Annotated in this window: 24 protein-coding genes; 16 read left to right on the forward strand and 8 right to left on the reverse strand. The window is 61.3% G+C overall.

Going from position 1 to position 21,700, the window contains the following annotated elements:
* The first annotated feature begins 45 nt into the window (after nt 1-45).
* The 5 genes from ACP3TE_RS09535 (at nt 46) to ACP3TE_RS09555 (ending at nt 5,264) form a co-directional block, all read left to right on the forward strand.
* Nucleotides 46-969 carry a LysR family transcriptional regulator gene (locus ACP3TE_RS09535; protein ID WP_426733344.1) on the forward strand — a complete coding sequence of 308 codons (924 nt, stop codon included), beginning with the start codon at nt 46-48 and terminating at the stop codon, nt 967-969.
* 270 nt (nt 970-1,239) lie between these two features.
* A complete protein-coding gene (locus tag ACP3TE_RS09540) occupies nt 1,240-2,229 on the forward strand; it encodes an FUSC family protein (protein WP_426733347.1) in 990 nt (329 codons plus the stop codon).
* Between the two features lie 158 nt (nt 2,230-2,387).
* On the forward strand, nt 2,388-3,152 hold the full coding sequence (gene aqpZ / locus ACP3TE_RS09545; RefSeq protein ID WP_426733349.1) for an aquaporin Z: 765 nt from the start codon (nt 2,388-2,390) through the stop codon (nt 3,150-3,152).
* Nucleotides 3,153-3,290: 138 nt separating this feature from the next.
* Complete coding sequence (locus ACP3TE_RS09550) at nt 3,291-4,061, forward strand: type II CAAX endopeptidase family protein (protein ID WP_332731281.1); 771 nt, start codon at nt 3,291-3,293, stop codon at nt 4,059-4,061.
* A gap of 3 nt (nt 4,062-4,064) precedes the next feature.
* Nucleotides 4,065-5,264 carry an MFS transporter gene (locus ACP3TE_RS09555; RefSeq protein ID WP_332489052.1) on the forward strand — a complete coding sequence of 400 codons (1,200 nt, stop codon included), beginning with the start codon at nt 4,065-4,067 and terminating at the stop codon, nt 5,262-5,264.
* A gap of 41 nt (nt 5,265-5,305) precedes the next feature.
* On the opposite strand, the gene ACP3TE_RS09560 is transcribed toward ACP3TE_RS09555, so the two are convergent.
* Nucleotides 5,306-6,094: a hydrolase gene (locus tag ACP3TE_RS09560; RefSeq protein ID WP_332499082.1), complete on the reverse strand. Its 789-nt coding sequence runs from the start codon at nt 6,092-6,094 to the stop codon at nt 5,306-5,308.
* A 197-nt stretch (nt 6,095-6,291) separates the two neighbouring features.
* Between ACP3TE_RS09560 and ACP3TE_RS09565 the strand changes: the two genes are divergently transcribed.
* Nucleotides 6,292-7,632: an MATE family efflux transporter gene (locus tag ACP3TE_RS09565; protein WP_332489050.1), complete on the forward strand. Its 1,341-nt coding sequence runs from the start codon at nt 6,292-6,294 to the stop codon at nt 7,630-7,632.
* Nucleotides 7,633-7,763: 131 nt separating this feature from the next.
* Here the strand turns inward: ACP3TE_RS09565 and ACP3TE_RS09570 are convergent, their stop codons facing one another.
* Nucleotides 7,764-7,949 carry a hypothetical protein gene (locus ACP3TE_RS09570; RefSeq protein ID WP_332489049.1) on the reverse strand — a complete coding sequence of 62 codons (186 nt, stop codon included), beginning with the start codon at nt 7,947-7,949 and terminating at the stop codon, nt 7,764-7,766.
* 85 nt (nt 7,950-8,034) lie between these two features.
* A complete protein-coding gene (locus ACP3TE_RS09575) occupies nt 8,035-8,670 on the reverse strand; it encodes a GntR family transcriptional regulator (RefSeq protein WP_105656097.1) in 636 nt (211 codons plus the stop codon).
* Nucleotides 8,671-8,800: 130 nt separating this feature from the next.
* Between ACP3TE_RS09575 and ACP3TE_RS09580 the strand changes: the two genes are divergently transcribed.
* The 6 genes from ACP3TE_RS09580 to rraA all read left to right on the forward strand — a co-directional run bounded on the left by ACP3TE_RS09580 (nt 8,801) and on the right by rraA (nt 14,513).
* Entirely contained in the window at nt 8,801-10,114 is a 1,314-nt protein-coding gene (locus ACP3TE_RS09580) for an MFS transporter (protein ID WP_426733352.1), read from the forward strand.
* Nucleotides 10,115-10,148: 34 nt separating this feature from the next.
* Entirely contained in the window at nt 10,149-11,369 is a 1,221-nt protein-coding gene (locus ACP3TE_RS09585) for an alpha-hydroxy acid oxidase (protein ID WP_105662066.1), read from the forward strand.
* Between the two features lie 56 nt (nt 11,370-11,425).
* Nucleotides 11,426-12,019 (forward strand): DUF308 domain-containing protein, encoded by a 594-nt coding sequence (locus tag ACP3TE_RS09590; protein WP_332499084.1) that lies wholly within the window; start codon nt 11,426-11,428, stop codon nt 12,017-12,019.
* Nucleotides 12,020-12,057: 38 nt separating this feature from the next.
* Complete coding sequence (locus ACP3TE_RS09595; RefSeq protein WP_286134039.1) at nt 12,058-12,351, forward strand: hypothetical protein; 294 nt, start codon at nt 12,058-12,060, stop codon at nt 12,349-12,351.
* 207 nt (nt 12,352-12,558) lie between these two features.
* Nucleotides 12,559-13,953, forward strand: coding sequence for an amino acid permease (locus ACP3TE_RS09600; RefSeq protein WP_286134064.1), 1,395 nt, complete (start codon nt 12,559-12,561; stop codon nt 13,951-13,953).
* Nucleotides 13,954-14,036: 83 nt separating this feature from the next.
* Complete coding sequence (gene rraA, locus ACP3TE_RS09605; RefSeq protein WP_426733355.1) at nt 14,037-14,513, forward strand: ribonuclease E activity regulator RraA; 477 nt, start codon at nt 14,037-14,039, stop codon at nt 14,511-14,513.
* Nucleotides 14,514-14,529: 16 nt separating this feature from the next.
* Here the strand turns inward: rraA and ACP3TE_RS09610 are convergent, their stop codons facing one another.
* Nucleotides 14,530-14,838, reverse strand: a complete 309-nt coding sequence (locus ACP3TE_RS09610) for a hypothetical protein (RefSeq protein ID WP_105656103.1) — start codon at nt 14,836-14,838, stop codon at nt 14,530-14,532.
* 164 nt (nt 14,839-15,002) lie between these two features.
* Complete coding sequence (locus ACP3TE_RS09615) at nt 15,003-15,554, reverse strand: CGNR zinc finger domain-containing protein (RefSeq protein WP_105656104.1); 552 nt, start codon at nt 15,552-15,554, stop codon at nt 15,003-15,005.
* A 124-nt stretch (nt 15,555-15,678) separates the two neighbouring features.
* Here ACP3TE_RS09615 and ACP3TE_RS09620 point away from each other — a divergent pair, with 124 nt between their 5' ends.
* From ACP3TE_RS09620 to ACP3TE_RS09635, 4 genes are all read left to right on the forward strand, one after another.
* On the forward strand, nt 15,679-16,656 hold the full coding sequence (locus ACP3TE_RS09620; RefSeq protein ID WP_426733358.1) for an EamA family transporter: 978 nt from the start codon (nt 15,679-15,681) through the stop codon (nt 16,654-16,656).
* Between the two features lie 126 nt (nt 16,657-16,782).
* On the forward strand, nt 16,783-18,306 hold the full coding sequence (locus ACP3TE_RS09625) for a GMC family oxidoreductase (RefSeq protein WP_105656106.1): 1,524 nt from the start codon (nt 16,783-16,785) through the stop codon (nt 18,304-18,306).
* A 170-nt stretch (nt 18,307-18,476) separates the two neighbouring features.
* Nucleotides 18,477-18,929: a MarR family winged helix-turn-helix transcriptional regulator gene (locus ACP3TE_RS09630; protein ID WP_105662061.1), complete on the forward strand. Its 453-nt coding sequence runs from the start codon at nt 18,477-18,479 to the stop codon at nt 18,927-18,929.
* Nucleotides 18,926-19,981 (forward strand): FUSC family protein, encoded by a 1,056-nt coding sequence (locus ACP3TE_RS09635; protein ID WP_332502702.1) that lies wholly within the window; start codon nt 18,926-18,928, stop codon nt 19,979-19,981. The genes ACP3TE_RS09630 and ACP3TE_RS09635 overlap by 4 nt, the downstream gene beginning before the upstream one ends.
* Here ACP3TE_RS09635 and ACP3TE_RS09640 read toward each other — a convergent pair.
* The 3 genes from ACP3TE_RS09640 to ACP3TE_RS09650 all read right to left on the reverse strand — a co-directional run bounded on the left by ACP3TE_RS09640 (nt 19,965) and on the right by ACP3TE_RS09650 (nt 21,636).
* A complete protein-coding gene (locus tag ACP3TE_RS09640; RefSeq protein WP_402696779.1) occupies nt 19,965-20,288 on the reverse strand; it encodes a 4a-hydroxytetrahydrobiopterin dehydratase in 324 nt (107 codons plus the stop codon). The genes ACP3TE_RS09635 and ACP3TE_RS09640 overlap by 17 nt on opposite strands.
* Before the next feature lie 176 nt (nt 20,289-20,464).
* Nucleotides 20,465-21,307 carry an IS3 family transposase gene (locus ACP3TE_RS09645; RefSeq protein WP_402696781.1) on the reverse strand — a complete coding sequence of 281 codons (843 nt, stop codon included), beginning with the start codon at nt 21,305-21,307 and terminating at the stop codon, nt 20,465-20,467.
* Between the two features lie 8 nt (nt 21,308-21,315).
* Nucleotides 21,316-21,636, reverse strand: a complete 321-nt coding sequence (locus tag ACP3TE_RS09650; protein WP_402696783.1) for a helix-turn-helix domain-containing protein — start codon at nt 21,634-21,636, stop codon at nt 21,316-21,318.
* Nucleotides 21,637-21,700 lie beyond the last annotated feature (64 nt).

The following is a 21,700-nucleotide window of genomic DNA, read 5'->3' on the forward strand; positions in this document are numbered from 1 at the left end:
CCCCAGGCCATCGATAGCACTTGTTCCTGCAGGAAATGATGCAATATGAACATGATGCTTAGACAGTTGGAATATCTGGTGGCACTGGCCAATGAGGGACATTTTGCCCGGGCAGCTGAAGAATGCGCGGTCTCCCAGCCAGCATTATCAGAGGGCATTCGAAAACTCGAAAAGGAACTGGGCGCGCCATTGGTCCGCCGGGGCCATGCCTTCCAAGGACTGACCGTTGAAGGCGAGACGGTTCTCAAATGGGCTCGGAAAATCCTGAAAGACCATGCCTCGCTGAGACAGGAAATCTCCCATTACGAGAATGGCCTGAACGGAACACTTCGATTGGGAACGGTTCCTGCTGCCTCTTCAACTGTTGCAACCCTCACCGACAAGTTTGCCCGTGCGCATCCGCAAGTGGGCATCAACGTCCAGGCGAGTCTCCATTCGGCGGACATCGTCCGTCAGATCAGGAACTACGAGCTTGACGCGGGCCTTATCTACGCGGAGCCGCAGGACCTAGCTGGACTGCTGGTCTATTCGCTCTATGCCGAGGAACATGTGCTGCCTACTGCGCCGGGGATGCTCCCCGAGGGCGCAACGACGGCTTGGGCGACGGCGTTGGAGTTGCCCTTATGCCTCCTCGACTCATCTCTTCGAGGGCGCCAGGTCCTCGACCAGACGCTCAGCCGGCACGATCTGGTAGTCTCGCCGCGAATCGAATGCGACTCGATAGTCACGTTGCTCGCGCATGTGTCCACCGGGAACTGGGCCAGCATAGTTCCGCGCCAGTGGTTGCCACCCTTGGGAGCTCTGCCTGGTATTGAGCTTTACAGGCTGGATGATCCGCAAGTTACCTCGCAAATTTCTCTTGTAATGGAAGACAGCAGTCCATTAACCCTGATGTCGCAGGCGCTCGAAAAGATAATTTCTAGCACATTCCCTGCGGTCGATATGCATCTCAGCAGGAATCATAAGTAGCACTTACTGAATCATCGGATCTAATTATTGGATCTGATCAATGGTAATCCCTGAACCTAGAACCAGACCCCCAAGTCGCTTAGGAATTGGGCCGTGCAACTGGGAGCGGAGAGAACAGTGGAACCTGACCATCTTGAGGCACCATGGGATCCGAGGGATGCAGGCAATCAGATAATTGCCAGGACGACTCGGGATTCCATGATGACGGCAGGCAGAGCAGCTCCGGTCTCCACAGTCATTGGTAAGTTCAAATTCACGCGCGGTTCGCTCGTGAATTGGCAGCTCTTCGCCATTTCGCACAGCCCAGAGATCCGCCCGGCCCTGCGCGTAGGCCTCGGATTGGGACTTCCGGGGATTGCACTGCTGCTGATTGGCAGAACGGACCTCCTTGCCTACGCTGTTTTCGGCTCCATTGTCGGGATGTACGGCCGAAATCCGCATCGCTCGCAGCGACTGAAGGACCAGGTGCTCGGAGCTGCACTGATGCTGTGTGCGGGAATTTGCGGGATCGCCATGGCCCCCTTGGGTATGCGCGGGTGGACGCTGCTTGCCGGAGGAATGTTCTGGGCGGCCTTCAGCTCATTGATCGCTGATCGATATGGGCTCAAGCCCGGCGGTGCCTTCTTTCCGCTCTTTGCGTTTGGTGCGTTGGGAACTTTGCCGGTGGGGGAACTTCCCGCCCTTGATGGCCTGGCCGCGTTCGTCGCCACCGCTCTGTTCAGCATCCTGCTCGGCCAAGCCGCACGCTTCGGACGAGTGGAAGAGTGCGGCTCGGAAGGCCTCGCGATTCCATGGCCCCGCATCCTGCGCAGGGCATGCACCTACCTGATAGTTGTCTTCCTAGCTGGAGCTGTCGGGATTACTCTGCAGGTCGAGCATCTCCAATGGACCATGGCCGGGGCGGCCGTTCCGCTTGCCGTCGGCAATGCCCGGGGACGGTTGCGACGTGGGGCTCACCGCATCGGGGGAACCGTGGCCGGTATAGGCGTGTTGTTTGGGATCACGGCCCTGACTCCCAGCGAACTGATGATCGGCTGCTGCATCATCTTGCTGATGTTCCCAACCGAGGCCTATATGGTCCGGAACTACGGCCTTGCCCTCAGCTTTTTCACGCCGCTGATTATCCTGATGCTTCAGCTGGCTAATCCGAAGAGCGGATCCCAGATGGTGTGGGACTGCGCTATGGGAAATCTTCTCGGTGTCGTTGTCGGCATTGCGGCCGCTTCAATTTTCGAACGGCAGCCCCGAACCACGATCTAGAAACGCCGCAACTGCGGCGCGGCAGATCAGAAGCATGAACCCAGAAGAAAAATAAGACGAACGAGATCTATTAAGTAGCCGCAGGCCTACCGCAGCCCCATCGGCAGGACATAAGCTGGCCTTGAACTCGCATAATTCATCGAGGATAAGGAAAAAGCATGTCAGATGCAGCTGTGCCAACTGTTGGCGCAAAACTATCGGCAGAATTCTTGGGCACATTCGTGCTGGTCTTCGGTGGCTGTGGTTCAGCGATCTTCGCAGCCAAGGTCATCGCAGATGAAACCGTGAACATGGGCATCGGATTCCTGGGCGTAGCTCTGGCTTTCGGTTTCACTGTGCTGGTCATGGCGTACGCAGTAGGGCATATCTCCGGCGGCCATTTCAACCCTGCCGTCACCCTGGGCACGGCCTTTGCCGGGCGCACCCCGTGGAAGGATGTCCTCCCGTACATCGTCACGCAGATCGTCGCTGCTTCGGTGGCGGGTGCCGTGCTGTTCTGGATCGCTTCGGGCAAGGACGGATTCAACGCAGTCGAATCCGGTTTCGCTTCCAATGGCTATGGGGAGCGATCGCCAGATGGCTATTCGCTGGTTGCGGCACTGGTCGCAGAGATCGTTTTGACTGCGATGTTCCTGTACGTGATCCTCGGCTCCACCGACAAGCGCGCGCCGCAGGGTTTCGCGCCGATCGCTATCGGCCTGTCATTGACCCTGATCCACCTGGTGTCCATTCCCATCACCAATACCTCGGTCAACCCGGCACGTTCCCTGGGCGTCGCATGGTTCGCCGGCCCGGAAGCCTTGGGCCAGGTATGGCTGTTTATCCTGGCACCGGTTATCGGTGCGGCCATTGCCGGTGTCAGCTACAAGGTGCTCTTCCCGGCCTTCGTGGACAAGGGTCGCGAAGGTTTCGACAAGAACTAGCAGATGATGGGAGCTCGCGGTTACCGCAGCTCGCTGAACCCAGTCCAGCAGACTTCGACGTCGGCTGGACTGGGTTCGTCCTTTCACGTGGAACGATGAACTTGGGAAATCCACATGGAAGGCGATTAGGCTTGTCATATGCAACAACGGCCAGAGTACATGAACCCCTATTCGGCTCCGCGGCCCAAGCAACGCGTCTTCAACGCCGGGCAATTCACCAAGGGCGACTTCTGGACAGTTCTTGCCTACCTCGTCTTCTTTGTCGGGGGCGCAGCAGGCCTCATCGGCTTGATCCCTGGCTACATGGGCGCCTTCTCCACCCAGGAACAGGCGCTGTTCGGGATCAACCTGATCCTGTATGTCACCTTCTTCATTCTCGCGATGATCCAGTGCGGTCCGCAGTTCTTCGAGTCGTTCAAGACCATGCGCTACCACCCCTGGGCCAAATGGCTGATGCTGCCCGGTGGCTGGTTCCTGACCATCATGGCCAACGGAATCATCGCCGCCTTGACGGGCCAAGCGGCCACCAGCGAGAACCAGGCGGCCCTGGAATCCATGGCCGGAACGGTGCCGCTGCCGGTCATGCTGGTGGTCACTGCGCTCTTCGGCCCATTCGTCGAGGAATACCTGTTCCGCCATCTGCTCATCGGCAAGCTTTCACGCAAGCTCAACGTCTGGCTTTGCGCACTGATCTCCACGGTGCTGTTCGCCAGCATCCACTTCATTGGCGCGGGCATCGGCTCGTGGCTGGAGGTCGTGCCGTACTTCATGCTGGGCGTCATGATGGGTGTTGCCTACATCCTCAGCGGCAAGTCGCTGGCCTACTCCTACATGCTGCATGTCATTAACAATGCCGTAGCGCTGCTGGTGGTGTACCTGATCTACCCGCTGCTTCCTGTGGGAGCCTAGGCAGTGGCATTTACCGGACTCGAACCGAACACCCCCGCCTATCGGGGCATGCTGCTGGCTCTTTTTGCCGGCGGCGTCGCCACGTTCTCCCAGCTCTATGCGGTGCAGGGGCTGCTGCCGGTCATCGCCGGCTATTTCCACATCACCTCTTCGCACACGGCACTTGCCGTTTCATCAGCGACCCTGGGGCTGGCATTGGCCGTGACTCCATGGGCCATCATTTCCGACCGCGTCGGGCGCCGCAAGGTCATCAGCATCGCCCTGATCTCTTCGGTTGCCCTGGGACTGCTCAGCTGCCTGTCGCCAAGCTTCGAGTTCCTGGTGGCGATCCGGTTCTTCGAGGGAATTGCCTTGGCAGGTGTTCCCGGCTCTGCACTGGCCTTCCTCGTTGACGAGGTCAATCCGCGAGCCGTTGCCGTGGCCAGCGGCACCTATATCTCCGGCACCACCCTTGGCGGGCTGGCCGGACGCTTGGTCGCCAGCTTTGTCGCAGACCCGGCCGGCTGGCGCTGGGGGGTCGCGGCAGTGAGCATCATGGCTGGCCTGGCGACGCTCTTCTTCCTGTTCAAGGCGCCCAGCGCCCAGGGCTTCGACCCCATCCACGGCCAGAACCTGCGCAGCATCGCCAAGAAGTTCGCACATGCATTGCATGGCAAAATGGCACTGGTCTATGCCCAGGGATTCTTGCTCATGGGCGGATTCGTGGCCGTCTACAACTACCTGGCTTTCCGGCTGGAAGCACCGCCCTACCTGATTCCGGCTTCGTGGGCGGCACTGGTCTTCTTGGCCTACCTTTCAGGAACCTACACCTCGGTGGCCAGCAGCAAACTCGTCGCCAAGGCTGGACGGCGAAATACCCTGCGCATCAGCATTCTCACCAGCGCCCTGGGCTTGCTGCTGACCCTGGCCGGGAACCTGGTCGTGATCATCAGCGGGTTGCTGATCTTCACCGCTGGCTTCTTCGCGGCCCACGCGGTCGCCAGCGGGTGGGTGCCGGTGCTGGCCACCGGAGCCAGGGCGCAGGCCTCCAGCCTGTACAACTTGTTCTACTACGTGGGCTCATCACTGCTTGGCTGGCTCATCGGCATCCCCTTCATGCACTACGGCTGGGCCAGCGTCGTGCTCTGCGTTGGCGCGTTGCAGGTGGTTGCCCTGATCCTGGCTTCCTTGCTCTCCAAAAGGGACCCATCCCTTCGCGGATAATTCATATTCCGCATTCGGAATACTCAACTTTGCGCGGAATATCAGGTCAGATGGTCGAATTCTCCTGATACCCACCTGGCATAGCGTTCCGCAGAGAACTGGACCACCCGGTGGGCATCGACCTGGATGCGGGCCGCGAAGTTGTTGTAGAGGCGGTCGAACTTCACCGGCTCCAGATCCTTGGCCATGCGCCGCACCACGGCAGCCGAGAGCGGGATGCGGTTGGGGTAGCTGCGCAAGAAGGTCGCATTGCCATCGGCCACGGGGAAAACCGCGTCGCCAGCCAGCAGGACTCCGCGGCCATCGGCCCCTGCTTCCCAAACAGCCGCAGTGCTGCCCGGGAAGTGGCCGCCGAGCTGCATCAGCCTGATCCCGGGCAGCACCTCAAAAGGCTGGGACCAGGTCCTGACGGCGGCTGAGGAATACTGGACCCACTGCGCATCTTTCTCGGCAACAAGGATCGGCGCATTACCCAGCGCCTGGCTGTATTGCTGCTGCACCCCGTACATGTGCGGATGGCTCGCCACAATGGCCGCCAGCTTTCCGCGGCTATCCAGCCAATCAATGATTTCTCCGGTAATCAGCCCGGGCACGTCGAAGAGCAGGTTGCCCGCGGTGGTCTCCACGAGCAAGGAGCTTTGGCCTATGCCGATTTCGGGAGAAGCAATCGCATTCAGTCCCGGCTCCAGCGAAGTGATCGTCAGCTGGTGGCCGGCTGCTGCCAGGTCTTCGGTGCGCACCCAACGCTGGATTCCGCCCGGAATGTACTGGCGTTCATCGGCGCAGATGGGGCAGGTGCCGGTGGGTTGCGGGCCAGGCGGGAACTCCACGGCGCAACCCGCGCATTGCCAATGGCCAATATGTTCTTGTCCCATGGGAAACCTGTTTTCTGGTGGCGGTGCTGGCTGTGCCCTGCTTGCTTCCAAACCTAGTACTCGCTCCGGACGCAGGAAAGAGGACTGCACCGGGAATCCTCCTGCGCGCAAGCAAATGGTGAAAGTCCACTCTGCTTCGTAGAGTTGAGGTTGTGAATCCTTCAACCCCCACCGAATCCCCGCGGAGCTTGGCCTGGCAGATCCTTGCCTTGGCCGTTCCCGCCTTGGGCGCTTTGATCGCCGAGCCGCTGTTCTTGATGGCCGATTCGGCCATCGTGGGCCACCTTGGCGTGGCCGAGCTGGCCGGCGCCGCACTGGGCACCACGGTGCTGCACACAGCGGTGGGGTTGATGATCTTCTTGGCCTATGCCACCACGCCAGCTGTAGCCAGAGCCCTGGGTGCTGGCAATCCCGGCAAGGCCATGGCGGCGGGCCGTGATGGCATGTGGTTTGCCGTAGTCCTCGGGGTGGTGCTGTCGCTGCTCGGATACTTCAGTGCCGATCGGCTTGTGGGCCTGATGGGCGGCGAAGGGGAAACCGCTGGATTCGCCGTCGATTACATCCGCTACTCGATGCCTGGCCTGACCGCGATGCTGCTGGTCCTGGCAGCCACCGGCGTGCTGCGTGGCATGCAGGACACGAAAACACCGTTGATCGTGGCCACCGCTGGCTTCGGATTGAATATCGTCCTGAACTTCGTGCTGGTCTACTGGGCCGATATGTCCGTAGCCGGTGCCGCGCTTGGCACATCGATCGCCCAGTGGATGATGGCGGTGGTGTATTTGTGGATGATCTTGCCAAGAATCCGCAAGCAAGGAATTTCCATGGCGCCGAGCTGGTCCGGGTTCATTTCCACCGGGCAAGTCGGTTCCTGGTTGATGCTGCGCAACCTGAGCATGCGCGCGGCGTTGCTCCTCACGGTTCTTGTCGCCACCAACGCCGGCACCCAGACACTGGCAGCGCACCAGCTGGTCTTCACGATCTTCAGTTTCCTGGCCTTTGCACTGGATGCGTTGGCTATTGCGGCCCAGGCCATGATTGGCCAGGAGCTGGGCCGCGGGGATGCAGAGCAGGTCCGCAAGCTCACCGGGATCATGAGCCGCTGGGGCATCTGCTTCGGCGTGGTAACCGGGATCCTGCTGCTTGCCACCTCGTGGGTCTTCCCGATGATCTTCACCCCGGATGAGCAGATCCGCCAGCTGACCACCGTTGGGCTGTGGGTGCTGGCATTGTCCCAGCCGTTGTGCGGTTTGGTGTTCGTGCTGGACGGCGTGCTCATCGGTGCGGGGGATGCCCGCTATCTCGGGTTGGTGGGCATAGCCAACCTTGTTCTCTACGTGCCGATGCTCTGGGCGGTTCAGGTCTTTGCCAAGGATTCCACGTCAGCGATTTTGTGGATCTGGGTTGCTTTCGCCATCGGCTACATGGCAGCTCGCGGCGTGAGCCTGTCCCTGCGTGCCAGGAACAGCGCTTGGATGCGGTTGGGCAGCTGAACCCAGGCCACCGGGCCGCTCGCCAGCGATTACCCTGGAGCTTCATCGCTTGGGCGGCAATCTCATGGGCGACCGCATGGGTGCAGTGAACTGGTCGTGCCTCGGCCACCCGGATCCGGGCTGGGCAACGACTAGTGCGTTGGACTGAGGGTGCGGCCGATACCGGTACGGGTCATTGCCGTTTCCCGGACGAGGGTCTCGCGTTCGGTGCCTTCGAAGATGTTCTCGCGGACCACGAAGAAGTCCACGTCCCCTGGCTGGCGGAATTGCAGGAGGTTGCCCCACTGCGCCGAAGAAGATCGCGTCGTGCCCGCCAAGCTTCTCACTCCGGTTATCGGGCATCATCTACCGGCGAGCACGGCGATGCTGTGTGCCTGCCCATGATGCATCAATGGTTGGCCGCTAGTGATGTCCCAGCATGGCTCGGCGGATGGATTCCAGATGCAGCGTCATGGCCTCGGCGGCCGCTGAAGGATCTGAATTCTGTATGGCGGCAAAGATCGACTGGTGCTCGGCCAGCTCGTCCGATTGGGACATGTATGGCTGCATGGAAGGCAACACGTAGTGGGCTCGGGCGGTTTGCGTGAAGCAGTTCTCCAAGCTGTCCACAATGCGGGAGTTGCGCGATGCCGCGGCCAGTTCGCTATGGAAGCACTGGGCGGCATGCATGGAGGCAATGGGGTCGGAGACCGCCAGCTTTTGCTGGGCTTCAAGGTGCCCGGCCAGGGAAACTACAAGCGCCGCCGAATGCATGCTGGCTACCTGCCCCGCCACATGCGGTTCGAGCAAGCTGCGCAGTTCCAGGACTTCATAGACATCATTCATCGAGATGGCGCGAACCAGATAGCCCTTCTTGGGCAGCACCTGCAGCAGGCCCTCGCTGGTGAGCTGGCGCAGGGACTCGCGCACCGGGGTCTTGGAGACCTCGAACTCCTGGGCCAGTGCCGGTTCGATGATCAGGCTTCCCGGGGCAAGTTCCCCGCGGTTGATGCGTTCGCGCAAGGTGAGCGTGAGCTGTTCGGAGAGCGAGCTGGCCATGGTTTTCCGATTCCTAAGGGGCGTAACTTGGCGACCTGATCTAGCTATCGCTCTGGGCAACACTCTAGTCTGGGATGAAATATATTTCAGGTATCTTACGGAACACCACTTTATCGCAAGGACTACGACTGTGCCGATCACCCAGAACTCTGCCAGCACGCAGCAAGCGCGCAACCGGCGCCGGGCCCTGTTCGCCTCTGTCTTCGGCACGGCCATTGAATGGTACGACTACGCGCTGTATGGCGCGGCCGCATCGGTGGTGATCGGTCCGCTGTTCTTCGCCGGAGCCGGAGAAGCGGCGGCCTCGATCGCGTCCTTTGCGACCTTCGCGGTGGGCTTCGTGGCCCGCCCGCTGGGCGGTGTGCTCATCGGCCACCTGGGGGACCGGTTCGGGCGCCGCCCGGCCATGCTGCTCTCGGTCATCCTGATGGGCATCGCCACCGTGGGCATCGGCCTGCTGCCGACCGCGCAGACCTGGGGCGTGTGGTCCGTGGGCCTGCTGGTGCTGCTGCGCCTGATCCAGGGATTCGGCGCTGGCGCGGAACTGACCGGTGCCATGACGCTGGTGGCCGAATACGTGGAGCCGAGAAAACGCGGGTTCTACACCTCGCTGGTGCTCTCCACCCCGCCGCTGGGCATCGCCCTGGCCACCGTGTGCTTCTTCCTGGTCTCGCTGGCCGGTGACGAGGTACTGCTCGCGTGGGCCTGGCGCATCCCATTCCTGGTCTCGGCACTGCTGTTCGTCGTGGCCATCTACATCCGCAACAAGCTGGAAGAGACCCCTGACTATGCCGCCGCCATGGCCTCGGCCCGTGCCGAGCAGCAGCAGGCCAAGCTCCCCATCGTGCAGGTATTCTCGGGGCATTGGCGCCGGGTCATCCTGGGCTTCCTGGCCATCACCGGGCACAATGCTGTCAACTACATCCTTGCGGTCTTCGCGCTGAGCCTGATGGTCACCAGTGGCATGGAGCGAAGCCATGCGCTGCTGGCGGTCACCCTGGGCTCATTGGTCTCCGTCGTGCTCACCCCGGTGGGTGGCTGGCTGGCCGATCGGTTCGGCGCATCCAAGGTCCTGGCGGCCGGGAATATCTCAGGTTTGATCCTTGCGTTCCCGATCTTCGCGATGATCTCAACCGGCGAGTTCGCCTTCGGATTCCTGGGCATCGCTGCCGGCTACGCGCTGGTGATCCCGTGCACTTCCGGTGCCCAAGGGGCCTTCCTCACCGAGCTGTTCCCCGTCTCGGTGCGCTTCTCCGGGATTGCCATCGCGCGCGAACTGAACGGCGCCATCGTCGCTGGGCTCTCGCCGCTGATTGCCGCTGCGCTCTTGCAGACGGGCAACGGCTCCATCGCGATGCCAGCGGGATACCTGGCGCTGTGCTGCCTGTCCTCGGCCATTGCAATCTTCATCGGCACCCGCGCAAGCTCGCGCACCCTGTACTAGACCGGCAATTTCTACCGAAGTAAAGGAACAATCCATGGGTAATCTCAAGCGCCAACTGCCCGACGTGGCCGAACTGGTCAGCCTGATGAAGTTCAAGCTCCCCTCCACTAGCCCTCGCGCCGCCCGCCTGGCCGGTGCCGCCGACATCTGGGATCTGCGCAAGATCGCCAAGCGCCGCACCCCCGCCGCGGCCTTCGACTATGTAGATGGCGCTGCCGGGCGAGAAATCACCGCAACCCGCGCCCGAGCGGTGTTCGACAGCGTTGAGCTGTTGCCGCGAATCCTGCACGGAACCGCGCAGTCGGATCTTTCCACCACCATTGCCGGTGCCCCATCGGCATTGCCCTTCGGCATCGCCCCCACCGGTTTCACCCGCTTCATGCACGCCGAGGGCGAAATCGGCGGCTCGCGGGCTGCCCAGAAAGCAGGGATTCCCTTCAGCCTGTCCACCATGGGCACCCGATCCATCGAGGAGGTCGCCGAGGCGGCACCCGAGGGCCGCAAATGGTTCCAGCTCTATCTGTGGAAGGACCGGGAAAAGTCCAGGGCGCTGGTGGAACGTGCCGCTGCAGCGGGCTATGACACCTTGCTGGTCACCGTGGACACCCCGGTGGCCGGCCAGCGCCACCGCGATACCCGCAACGGCATGAAGATCCCGCCGGAATTGACCGTGAAGACCGTGCTCGATGCGTCGTACCGACCCGAATGGTGGTACAACTTCTTGACCACCGATTCGCTGAAGTTCGCATCATTGTCGGATACGTCGGCAGACCTGCCAACGATCATCAACTCCATGTTCGATTCCTCCCTGGACTTCGAGGATCTGAAATGGATCCGCGAGCTGTGGAAGGGCAAGCTCTTCGTCAAGGGCGTGCTCACCAGCGAAGACGCTGCCAAGGCCCAGGCCGCCGGTGCTGACGGACTGGTGGTCTCCAATCATGGCGGCCGGCAGCTGGACCGCGCGCCGATCGCCTTCGAGGCCTTGGGCGAAGTGCGTGCCGAAGTCGGTGAGGACATGGAAATCATCATGGATTCGGGCATCATGTCCGGCGCGGACATTGTCGCCGCGCTGTGCGCCGGAGCGGACTTCGTGCTGATTGGCCGCGCCTACCTCTACGGCCTGATGGCTGGGGGAGAGGAAGGCGTCAGCCGTGCCATCGAATTGCTGGCCAAGGAAGTGGAAGTGACTATGCAGCTGATGGGCGCGGCGAGCATCGGGGATCTGGACCAGTCGCTGATTCGCCGCCGTGGCTGATGTGATTAACCCCGGGCGAAGTGGCGGTTAGTTCTATGAGCGGTAGAATAGAAATTGTGCCTGCACCAAAAACCACCCCAGTTCAAGCTTCAGAAGTTTTCCGCCCAGTATTCCTGCGCGGCCTGACAGCCCTGGCCTATGCCCTGATGTCGATTTTCTGGATCGGCGCAGATGACAAGGTTGTCACTTACTCCACGGCAGCGTTCCTCGTTGTCACTGGCGTGTTCATGTGGCAGTACGTATCTGTGGAAAGCGCGCCGGAGAAGTCGCGCGCCCCCTACGCGCTGGGTGCGGGATTGATGCTTCTGGCTGGTATCGCCACCATCTTCGTCAGCTCGATTGCCTGGGTCGGCTATGTGGGTGCCTTTGCATTCCTGGCCGGAGGCATTGCCGAGCTCATCGTCTTTGCCAAGCATCGCGAGGCCTTCCCGCCGTTCAGGAACCAGCTGGTTACCGGCGCGGTGGGCGTGATCTTGGCCATTTCGCTGTGCTTCAGCGGTGGCATGGATGCGCACGCATTGTTCGGCCTGATTGGCGGCGGAACTATCGTTCTGGCCGTTTTCGCGCTGATTGCCGCCTTCGGCCATCGCCATGAAACGAAGGCAGCCGCCCCGACCACGATCAATTCGCCGGACCAGGAAAGCAACTAGTCTTTAGGTCTGCAGTAAAAGTAGAAACGGAGTTCCTGGTGGGAAACAACAAGAAGAAGCAACCGTGGAGCCAGTCAATCAAGGGCCCACTGAGCTTCTCGCTGATCCTGGCCATCGTCGCCGGCGTGGTCGGCTTGGTTAGCTCCACCGGCGGATCGCAGAATCCCTTGCGCTTCGATATCGGTTTGGCCTGTTTCGGCATCGCCTTTGTCGCAAGCCTGCTGGTCATCTCGGTGATGACCATGGCTGCCAAGGACAATGATCCTGACCTGGGAAAGGGGACCGGGGTAAACCGATCCTCATCCAACCCGGACAAGAAGTTTGAAGACTGATAATAAAGCTTAGCCACGCGGCATGACGCGCTGGGACTGTCCATCCACAGATAGTCCCAGCGCGTTGTCGTTTGCCGGGCCAATTGATCGAGGCAGGACGCCTCAAGCACGCACCAAGGATTTCAAGTGAGTAGCACGAGTATCTCTGATCAGCATGGCCGCACCCCACTGGGCAAGCAGCTGCGACGGCGCAAGTCCATCCAGGCGATGGCCAACGACGCCGCGAACAACGCCGGGCTCGGGACGCTCAAGCGCTCGCTGGGCGTCACCCAGCTGGTCATGATCTCCGTCGGAGCCACTCTGGGCACCGGCATCCTGGTGATCCTCGGATCTGCCGTTCCGGTCGCCGGCCCGGCGATCTGGATCGCCTTCGTGCTGGCCGGCATCACCGCGCTGCTTTCGGCGGTCTCCTATGCCGAAATGGCGGGCATGGTCCCGGTCTCCGGCTCCAGCTATTCCTATTCCTACGCCACGCTGGGCGAAGGCATGGCCTGGGTGTGCGGTTGGTGCCTGGTCTTGGAATACGCAGTTTCCGCGGCAGCGGTGGCGGTGGGTGCCGGCGCCTACGTGAACCAGACGCTGGAGATCTTCGGCCTGGCTTTGCCCCAAGCCCTGGCCGCCGGCCCGGGCGACGGCGGCGTCATCAACCTCTCGGCATTGATCGTGGTCATCTTGGCGACCCTGCTGCTGGTTCGCGGTGCCCGCGAATCGGCACTGGCCAACACCGTCATGGTGATCGTGAAGATCGCCATCCTCGTCTTCTTCGTGGTGGTCGCCTTCACCGCTTTCAATGCCGGGAACTTCGCTCCGCTGCTGCCCATGGGCGCCGCGGGCGTGACCGGGGCAGCGTCCATGGTCTTCTTCTCCTACATCGGCTTCGACGCGGCCTCGACCGCCGGCGAGGAAGCCAAGAATCCGCAGAAGGACCTGCCGCGGGCAATCATGATCGCCATGGTGCTGGTAACCACCATTTACGTGCTGGTTGCCGTAGCTGCCATTGGCGCCCGGGAGTGGAACTGGTTCGCCGAGTCAGAAGCCGCCCTGGTGCAGATTGTTTCCGAAATCACCGGACAGAAGTGGATGGTCTTGGCTTTCGCCCTGGCCTCGGTGATCGCGATCGTCTCGGTGGTGCTGACCACCTTGTACGGGCAGACCCGCATCCTGCTCTCCATGGGCCGCGACGGATTGATCCCTCGCTTCTTCGCCAAGGTTTCGCCCAGCACCCGCACCCCGGTCATCGGCACCTACGTCACCGGCGCGGTCGTGGCCATTGCCGCCTCGCTGATTCCTCTGGGCCAGCTGGCCGAAGCGACCAGCATCGGCACCCTGTTCGCCTTCTCGTTGGTAGGTGTCTCGGTAATGTACCTGCGCAAAACCCAGCCGGATACCCCGCGGACCTTCCGCGTCCCGCTGTATCCGGTGACCCCGATTCTGGGCATCGCTGCCTGCCTGTTCCTGATGTTCAACCTGGCTGGCATCACCTGGCTGGTCTTCGCCATCTGGATGGCTGTGGGAGCTGCGATCTATCTGGGCTTCGGCCGCCGCAATTCGCGCCTCGGCGCCTTGGACGCCAAGGCCTATGAAGCGGAACTGAATCTCTGACACTTTCGTCATGCGCTGGGGTTGCGGGCACTGCGGGCTAAGCTGTGTGGTGGACCACTATCGCAGCTCATGAAGGAAACACCATGCACCAGGAACCGATCAGCACCGCCGACCTCTACGACCAGCATGGGGATGCACTGCAGTCCGTCTCGGCTCAATTCCAGGACTTTGGCGGGCGGCTGTCCTTCCACGGGCCGGCACGTACCGTGAAGTGCCATGAGGACAACGGCCTGGTCAAGGAGATCCTGAGCTTCCCGGGCAATGGCGCAGTGCTCGTGGTCGAGGGGGGAGCATCCCTGCGTTACGCCCTGATGGGTGACATGATTGCCGCGAATGCCGAAGCCAATGGCTGGGCCGGGGTCATCATCAGCGGCGCCGTACGCGACCGTGCGGCACTGGCTGAGATGGAACTCGGGATCAAGGCACTGGGCAGCAACCCGCGCAAAACCGTCAAGCGCTCGCACGGTTCGGTGGATGAAGTGATCAGCATCGGGGATGTGAAGGTCCGACCGGGCGCGATGGTGTATGCGGATATCGACGGGATTCTTGTCGAAAACTAGCCGCTGGCCCATCCAGCTAGGGCTTGTCGCCTGCGCCTTCCCATTCCGCTTTGAACTCCTCGGTGCCCAAGGCCTCCAAATCCGCGCGGATCTGGACGATCAGCCGCTCAGCTTCTTCGAGGCTGGAGGTTGTCATGCGCAGCAGTACCGAATCGTCTTGGCGGGAATGCACGACTACCTGGGGCTCGTTCGCTTCGTACTCGGCATCGCCCAGCGTGGCAGAAGCCAGAGCTACAACCCAGCGGGCCGCGGCTTTCAATGGTCCGCTCTCAGCTGCTTCTATCCGTGCCTCGTAATCATCCGAAGCGTGGGTTTCCTGAGTCATGACCTGCCCCTTCCACTACTGCAACTGCCGGTATCCCGGTTGTGTGTTCATCATATGGCCCGGGCAAGGTAAAAGGCGAGGGGCATCGCCCAACGCCATTTTGGCCACGTGCTGGCCGATCACGGACGAAACTAGACTTGGTGTGCTCAGTGTCGGGGTTCTGGCTAGTCGATACGTTTTCCGGCTTTGCGCGCACGGTAGGCGCGCACGTGCTCGCGGTTGGCGCAGTTGCCGGTATCGCAGTACAGCTTGGAGCGGTTGCGCGACAGATCCAGCAGGGCCGCCTCGCAGTCCTCCGAGGCGCAGATCCGCAGCCGCTGCAATCCGCCGGAGCGGATCACTTCCGCCAGTGCCATCGCGGCGTCCACGGCCATGCGGTCGTAGAGCGGGGTGCTGTTGGTGGTGGCGTGCAGGTGGTAACCCAGCGATTCGCTCTTGATCAATTGAGGCTGGGCGTTGGCGTTGCGCAGGATCGCATTGACCCGGAAGACGGATTCTTCTTCGGTACCTATCCAGATGTTCTTCAGCTGGGAACGCAACTGGCGAATGGAGCGAAGCTCTGCCTGGTTGTGCGCGCGGGAGCCTTCGAAATTCTCGGCATCAAGGAACTCATCGAGATCAGCGACGGTGGAGAGCATATCCACGATTTGCACCTCGGTATTCAGAAGGTTCACCACGGACTTCAATGAAGCTTCGATATCTGGTGCAAAGGTCATAATTCGTTCCTGGAAGCTGGGTAGATTGACTGCCACTCAAGCCTAACCGTATCGTCATGCTCATACCCCCATTTGCCCCTTAACGGCGGCATGAAATTCTCCGCGAAAGACTTCAAAGATCCTCATGAGCGACCTGTCTGATTCCGGCCTTCCGGCCGCCACTGCCGGCAGTCCAGTACTGCGTCAAAGCCAGTCCCGGGGGATCTGGATTGCGCTGGCATCCTCCGCGGCCTTCGGGATTTCCGGCTCCTTCGCCAAGGGGCTTTTCGAAGCAGGGTGGAGTCCCACTGCGGCCGTGGCCGCACGCATGGCCGGCGCCGCGCTGGTCCTGGCGATCCCTGCGGTCCTGGCGATGCGCGGCCGCTGGACGTTGCTGCGCACCAACTGGGTGTCGATTGTGCTCTTCGGATTGTTTGGAGTGGGAGCCTGCCAGCTGTGCTATTTCTTGGCGGTGCAGCGCTTGGATGTCGGGGTGGCTTTGCTGCTGGAGTATCTGGCTCCGGTGCTCATCGTGCTGGTGCTCTGGGCCAAGCACCAGAAGCGCCCGTCGGCGGCAACGATCGCTGGCATCCTATTGTCATTGGCGGGCCTGGTGGCGGTGCTGGATCTGACCGGCACCACGCGGATTGATCCGATCGGCGTGCTCTGGGGCTTGGGGGCAGCGGTGGGCCTGACGGTCTACTTCTTCATTAGCGCCAAGGTCGATGGCGCGCTGCCACCCATCATGCTGTCGGCCGGTGGCATGGCCGTTGGCGCGCTAACCATGCTGCTGGTTGGCGGCTTGGGAATCCTTCCAATGCAGTGGGCCGCCGGCAGCGGATCATTTGCTGGATATGAAACCCCGTGGTGGTTGGCCTTGACCGGGCTGATCCTGATCGCCACCGTGTTCTCCTACACCACCGGTGTGATGGCCGCCCGGGAACTGGGGTCCAAGGTGGCCAGCTTCATCTCGTTGACCGAGGTGCTTTTCGCGGTGCTGTGGGCTTGGCTGCTGCTCTCCGAACTGCCTGGTGCGGTGCAGCTGTTCGGCGGCCTGCTGATTGTGTGCGGCGTGGTGCTGGTGCGTGTCGATGAACTGCGTGCGGCACGCAAGGGGATCTAAGCGGCCCGTAGGGTAAAACGCGCACGCGATGCCAATTGTTGTGCGCCGGATGCCAAGGGAAAGCCCGCTGGCCTGTACAGGCTGGGAGAAACAAGTTTCGCAGGCATCCTAGCTGGAGGAAAACCCATGGGCAGCAAGTCGGTCATAGTCGTAGGCGCAGGTTCGGCTGGCTCGGTGGTCGCCCGCCGGCTCGTGGATGCCGGGGCGCGGGTGACCTTGTTCGAAGCTGGCTCCGAGGACACCAACCCTGCCATCCACGACCTCTCGCGCATGGGCGAGCTGTGGCATAGCAAGGACGACTGGGATTACCACACCGTCCCGATGGCCGGGGCAGCGAACAAGCCGATGCACCTGCCACGGGGCAAGGTGCTCGGCGGTTCCCACGCGCTGAATGCGACCATCTGGGTGCGCTGCGCCCCGCAGGATTTCGATGACTGGGCCAAGGACTGCGGCGAGCAGTGGGCCTGGAAGAATGTCCTGCCGATCTACAAGGAAATCGAGAACTTCTCTGGCGGCGCCAGCGAATTCCACGGCAGCGATGGGCTGGTGCCGGTGGACAACGACTACGAGCTGGATGAGATCCACCAGTCGATTATCGACGCCGCGGTGCAGTCCGGAATCGGATTCAATCCCGACTACAACGGCGAGCAGCTGGAAGGCGTTTCCAAGGAGCAGATCAACGTTGCTGGCGGCGAACGCATCAACACCTGGAAGGCCTATCTGAAGCCGGTGCGCGAGTGCATGGAAATCATCACGGACGCCGAGGTGCATTCGGTGATCCTCGAATCCGGATCCGCTGTAGGCGTGCGCTATCGGATCGGCGGGCAGCTGCAGGAGCTGCGCGCGGATGAGGTGGTGCTCAGCGCCGGTGCCCTGGGATCCCCGCAAATCCTGTTGCGCTCAGGCATCGGCCCGGTGGCCGAGCTCGAAGCCGCGGGCGTCATGCCGCTGCATGAGCTGGATCAGGTCGGAAAGAACCTGCATGACCACCTGCTGGCACCGGTGATTGCCGAAACCACCACCCGCGCGATACCCGCCCCGCGTGCCGGGGTCTCCGTCTCGCAATCGCACATGTTCACCCGATCCCGCGAGGGCCTGGATCGCCCGGACACCCAGCCGATCTTCTTCGCCGTGCCCATGTACTCCCCGGGCATGGAACCGGTCGACGGCACTGCCTTCACCTTGCACTCCGGGATCGTCACCCCGCACAGCCGCGGCGAAATCACCCTGGGCGGGCCCGGCCTGGATGACCCGGTGAACATCGATTTGAATGCGCTGGATGATCCGCGGGATATGCAGGCATTCCTGGTATCGATGAAGCAATGCCGCGCGATGGTGGAGCAAGATGCCTTGGCCGGGGACTGGGGAGCGAGGGAAATCTACCCGGGCGAAGAAATACGCGGCGATGAGCAGCTGGAGGATTACATTCGGAACAACGTCGTGACCTACCACCACCAGGTGGGTACCTGCCGCATGGGCACGGATGCGCAGGCCGTGGTGGATCCGCAGCTGCGGGTACGCGGCCTGGAAGGGCTGCGCGTCATCGATGCCTCGATCATGCCCAAGATCACCACCGGCAACACCAATGCCCCGGCCATCCTCATCGGCGAGCTGGGCGCCAAATTCCTCCTGGCTGATCTTCGGCTCTGACAGGCGGCGCAATATGGCCGTGGCCAAGGAGAACGAGCCCTCACCTTCCAAAAGACGACGATTCCGCGGACCGCAGCTGGCGATGGAACGCGCGCCAGCTGCGTGTGAGATACATCGAATAAACTGCTTCAGGGCGAAATCGTTTCAAGCTGAAATGATATTTTGAAGGGATGAACGAACACCGGATTCCGCAGTTCCAATGGAACTCGCTGAGCTATCTCACCGCCCGAGCCGGACGCATCGGCACCCAGGAGCTCACCGAGCTGATGGAATCCGAGTCCTTGTCCCGGCATCATTTCACCATCATCTGCGCGCTGGAGGAGTTCGGCGGCATCTCCCAGAACGACTTGGCAGATCGCTCGAATGTGAACCGCGGCCATCTGGTGGCCTACCTCGATCAGCTGTCGAGCCGTGGGATCCTGGAACGCGAAGTTGATCCGGAGGACCGCCGCCGCAACGTCATCACGCTGACTCCCGAGGGCCGGAAATTCGCTGCCCGGGCGATGGAGGCTGCCTCGCATAACGAAGCCAAGGTCTTCGGCGCATTGGATGAGCCGCAGCGGGAGCAGCTGCGCGCCTTGCTGCAGCTGGTCGCTACGCAGGACGGCGAGGCACGCCAGTGAAGCGCCACTTAGAAGAAATAGTGCAGCGCAGCGTCGTCGTGGCCCCTCACCGCCCGTCGCTCATCCCGGCAGCCAAGGCGACGATCAGCCTGGCCGCGCCGCTGATCCTGTTGGCCGGCCTTGGCCGCCTTGACTGGGCAATGTATGCAGCGTTCGGCGCCTTCTGCGCGGTCTTCGGCCGTTTCGACGCGTACGCGCCGCGTTTCTGGCAGCAGCTCTCGGCAGGTATCGTGCAACTGGCCGCAATGCTGCTGGGCACCTATTTTTCGCTCATCGAGGCACCGTTCCCGGTACGCGTGCTCGTGCTGGCATTCATTGGTTTTGGCGCCAACTACGTCTCCCATGCCACGCGCTGGATGCCGCCGGGACCGGTCTTCGCGGTCTTCGCCGGCGGCGCCTGCCTGGGCATCCCGGCCACTTCGCAAAGCTTCACCGGGGTGCTGCTGGCCGGCGGCGGAACAATGGCCTTCAGCATGCTGCTGATGCTTGGCCTGTCGATGCGCAAAGCCAACCTGCTTCATACCCTGCGCTCCGGATACGCCTGGTCGCCCTCGCGCCGGGCCATGGCCCAATCGCTCCAAATGGGCACGGGCGTGCTGCTGGCGGGAATCGCAGGGCATCTGCTCAGCGACGGCCACTGGTACTGGGCCAGTCTCGGCGCGATCGCCGCAGTCACCGGCGCTGATGCCTATGCGCGGGTAGCCCGCGGGCTGCAGCGCTGCGCAGGCACCTGCATTGGCGTAGCGCTGACCGCAATAGTTTTCGCCTTCGATTCCCCGGTCTGGGTAATCCTGGCCGCTGCGCTGGCCTCGCAGTTCGTCATCGAGCTGGTGATTCTGCGCAACTATGCGGTGGGGATGGTATTCATGACGGTCACCGCACTGCTCATGGTCCACCTGGTCAGCCCTGAACCGGCCGCGTCCCTGCTCATCGACCGCATTTCCATGACGGCGCTGGGCGCTTTGGTGGGTGCGGTGCAGAGCATCGCCATTTCGCTGCTGGTGGCCCGCCGCCGCCAAGGCCGAACGCCGGGGGCTACCAGTGCTCGGTGACAACCTGCGCTTCGAGCTTGACGGCCTCGATGGAGATATGGCGGGCTAATTCCAGGTCCAGTGTTCCCAGATGCTCGGGCTGGTTGTGCGTTAGGCGCAGCTCGACGATGGTAACCCGCCACTCCAGGTGCGGATGCCGGTTGTCCTGCTCGGCGCGCAGGCCTACCTGGACAATGAACTGCAAGGCCGTGCTCGCGCAATCGAAACGGTAAGCCGCCCGCAAACCCAAGTCATCACGCTTCCAATCAGGCAAGGCGCCCAGCCTCTGATCGAATTCGAAGCGCGGTAACGGACCGGTTGATGCCATGGTTCTCTCCTCCAAGCGGCAGCGGGTCGGACTATGCAAGTGGTTGCTGCCTGCCATCATGATCGCATCGACCCCGGCGATCGCGGTAGCGATCCCAGCGACTATGCAGTTTGGCCCCGGCATCTGGCGATGTGAACTGGGTCCCAAAAGTTGGACGAGCTAAATAATAGTCCTGCTTAGGCTGCAAGGGTATGGCATCGATATTCCATCGGCGTCATACCCTTCAGTCGTTCCTGACGCCGACTGACGTTGTACCAATCAATGTACGTCTCAATCTCCACCTTGAGATCCTCGAAATCTGCGAAGTGCTCTCCATGGAACATCTCCGACTTGAGATGACCGAAGAAATTCTCCATGACCGAGTTGTCGAAGCAGTTCCCTTTACGAGACATGGACTGCACCGCACCATGCTCCTGCAGCAAAGCCTTCCACGACCAATGCTGATACTGGAATCCTTGATCCGTATGGACCAGCAGCTTCTTCCCGAAATCTTTCGAACCTAAGGCTTGAGCCAAGCTCTGATTAGTGAACGCCGTAGTTGGTGACGAAGCGATCGTGTAGCTCAAGATGCTGTGGTCAAACAGATCCATGATGGGAGGCAAATACAGTTTCTCCTGGTCAACCCTGAACTCTGTCACGTCACTGACGTAAACAGTGTCCGGTGTATCAACATCAAAGTGCCGCGCTAACAGGTTTTCAGCGATCTTGCTCTGCTCGCCCTGGTACGAGTTGTAGCGTCGCTTAGGGCGCGCTTTGGACTGAAAATTTAGGATTCTCATGAGCTTACGGACCAGCTTTATGCCGATGGCCCATCCTTGAGCGCGCAGGTCCATGTGGACTCTTCGGTACCCGTAGCGTCGTTTGCTGTTCTCAAACGACGTGGTGATGGCTGCTTTGAGGTCCGCATACGGAGCTGTCTGATCCATCAACTTCAGATGGTAGTAATAGGTTGACCTGGCTAAGCCAGCTACGGCCAGCAGGTCTGCGAGGTCGTGTTCTGACTTGAGGGTGACAATCACCTGGGTTTTCAGCGATGCCCCTGATCCCTCAAGTCTCGGAGTTTTTCCAGGTAAGCGACCTTGGCTAGCAGTCGTTTATTTTCTTGGCGGAGCTTGTCTTCTTCGCTCAAAGGCGATTTAGGTACGGAGCCTTTTGGGTGTCCTTTAGGTTTGGGCATCAGTGCGTCGTCGCCGCCTTTTCGCCATAACCGCACCCAATCGGCAACCAACACGTCGGAACTGACGTTGAACTTTGCGGCAAGTTCCATGGCAGTTTCACCTGCAAGGAACCGGTCAACGATTTCCTTCTTGGTCTCGAAGGAATACTGCTTTTTTGCTGGTTTCTGCATGAGGCATAGCCTGCCATGTAACCGCCACTGATTGTAGAGGCGCTTGCTCGCGGATGTACCGACT

The sequence above is a fragment of the Glutamicibacter sp. 2E12 genome (genome assembly GCF_050030965.1).
GTDB lineage: Bacteria > Actinomycetota > Actinomycetes > Actinomycetales > Micrococcaceae > Glutamicibacter.